This is a genomic window from Ensifer sp. Root954 (genome assembly GCF_001429005.1).
In the GTDB taxonomy this organism is placed as follows: domain Bacteria; phylum Pseudomonadota; class Alphaproteobacteria; order Rhizobiales; family Rhizobiaceae; genus Ensifer; species Ensifer adhaerens.
Genome location: NZ_LMJM01000037.1, coordinates 1 through 1,936 on the forward strand (window position 1 = coordinate 1; position 1,936 = coordinate 1,936).

Here is a 1,936-nt window from a genome sequence, read left to right on the forward strand (position 1 = left end):
GACCTTCGACCCGCGCCACTGGAACGCCGGCATGGATGCGACCGTCAACACCGGGCTCGGTGCCGGAACGCGCGAGCGCGACATGCTGATGATCCAGATGATCCAGCAATTGCAGGAAAAGCTGCTGACGACGCTCGGGCCGGACAACCCTTATGTCTCGCCCGACAATCTCTACAACGGCATCGCCAAGACCGTGGAGGCGGCGGGGCTGAAATCGCCCGACCTCTACTTCACCAAGCCGACGCCCGAGGACATCCAGCGGCGGATGCAGGCGGCCCAGCCACAGCAGCAGCCTGACACGGGCATGCAGCAACTGCAGATGCAGATGCAGCTGGCGAACGAGAAGGCGCGCATGGACGGCGAAAACGCCAAGCGCAAGCTGGAGATGGAGCGCGAGCTGAAACTTGCAGAGATCCAGCAGAACGGCGCGCTCAAGCGCTACCAGATCGACGCAGAACTCAACCTCAAACGTGAGCAGAACCTAGCCGAAATGGCCGGCGGAACGGCGCTGAGTACAGCGCATATCGGAGGGATGCCGGGATGAGGCGCATCAGCGACTATGACGATTTTTATGAAGCGCCGATCGGACTTGGTGGCGCGCTGGAGCTTCGCGACTTTGGCGAGGAGGCGAACAGTTGGGCGCATAATCGCGGGCGAAGTGCCGGCAGCGATCGCCGGGGCGGACAAGAGTTTGCCCAGGCTAGACCGCCGGCGCGGCGCGGAGCCCAGCCGAGAGACCCCGTTCAGGAAGTGATGGGGCTGCAGATCGGCCGCCTCATGCGCGAGATTAAGCGCCTCAACCCGCAAGAGACATTCCTTGAACCCGCCGGCGGCTCCTATTCCGTGCAGGCAAGGGACAGCTTGCAGCGTCGGCTGGAAGAGCTTCAACGAGCCCCCGTTGCAGACCGCAACACAGGCTGGCCCATCCAACGCTACATCGGCGACGGTCTAGGCAACAACATGATCGAGCCGCTGGGAGGACGTACCGCTCCTGGTCGAAATCCGGTTGACACACATACGCTTTATCCGAATGGATCGAACTATCAAAGACTGAACCCGCAAGGGCATCGAAACGACCCGACTCCGCATGGACATGGTCATCTTCCGGGAACGGGCCCGGACACGAAAGGCCAGGGTCCATCAATTGATGTCCGTGGGAACGTCGTGCCTTGGGCCAGCTCTGATGCGCATTGGCCAATGAGGAAGTGAAATGAAGCCGGACGAATTCTTGAGCAGCGTCTACCTCGGCGATCGCGCCTGCAAGGCGATCGTACTCGACGGCTGGAAAGACGAGGTCAAGATCCAGATTGACCTGATTTCTCGATGTCGGTCCGAGACTTGGAACTTTTACTCCGCTGAGGATGTGGAAGACGGTTTCCTCGTGTTTGAAGGAGTCGATCACGTATCCTTTGACCCTCAAGGCCCGATTCCGAACGGAGAAATTGGCGATATTGAGTTCGTTGCCGAGGGCGATGAGCGGTTCCTTGTTAAGATAGACATCGGCTATGCCGAACAGAAGGATGGCAACGTCATCTTTCGCAATGCCAAGCTGACCATCCGGGCGAAAGCCGCAGCCATCGAGAAGCCGGGAGAAGAAGGCGCGCGAATCAGGGATTAGGCGGCAGCGAGCGCATCCGTCGCTCGCCAACTTTTTCTGACAGGCAACCAGCGGCCGATCGTACGGGAAGGGGTGATCCAGAACCCGGAATCGGTGCTGAACCCGAAGTTCGGCCAGCCGATCCGCGTCGGCCAGGGCGTCGATGTGCGTGGTGCCGTCGGCTATACGGCGGTGCCGTTCGTGGCGCGCGAATCCTTCTCCATGCTCGGCTATCTCGACCAGGAGGCGACCGACCGCACAGGCATTTCCGATGCGTCGAGCGGCATGGCGCCGGATGCGCTGCAGAACATGACGGCGAAGGCGACGGCACTCGTCGAG

Annotated in this window: 2 protein-coding genes and 2 pseudogenes; all 4 read left to right on the forward strand. The window is 60.9% G+C overall.

Going from position 1 to position 1,936, the window contains the following annotated elements; genetic code table 11:
- Positions 1–544: pseudogene (locus tag ASE71_RS24445) on the forward strand (phage portal protein); the annotation flags it as partial.
- Positions 541–1,209, forward strand: coding sequence for a hypothetical protein (locus ASE71_RS24450; RefSeq protein WP_060516150.1), 669 nt, complete (start codon positions 541–543; stop codon positions 1,207–1,209). The pseudogene ASE71_RS24445 and the gene ASE71_RS24450, both read left to right, overlap by 4 nt.
- A 1-nt stretch (position 1,210) precedes the next feature.
- A complete protein-coding gene (locus ASE71_RS24455; protein WP_060516151.1) occupies positions 1,211–1,618 on the forward strand; it encodes a DUF6258 family protein in 408 nt (135 codons plus the stop codon).
- Between the two features lie 45 nt (positions 1,619–1,663).
- Positions 1,664–1,936: pseudogene (locus ASE71_RS24460) on the forward strand (phage portal protein); the annotation flags it as partial.

Coding starts and splice junctions, on each gene's coding strand:
- ASE71_RS24450 (WP_060516150.1), top strand. CDS start 541: ATGAGGCGCATCAGCGACTATGACGATTTTTATGAAGCGCCGATCGGA.
- ASE71_RS24455 (WP_060516151.1), top strand. CDS start 1,211: ATGAAGCCGGACGAATTCTTGAGCAGCGTCTACCTCGGCGATCGCGCC.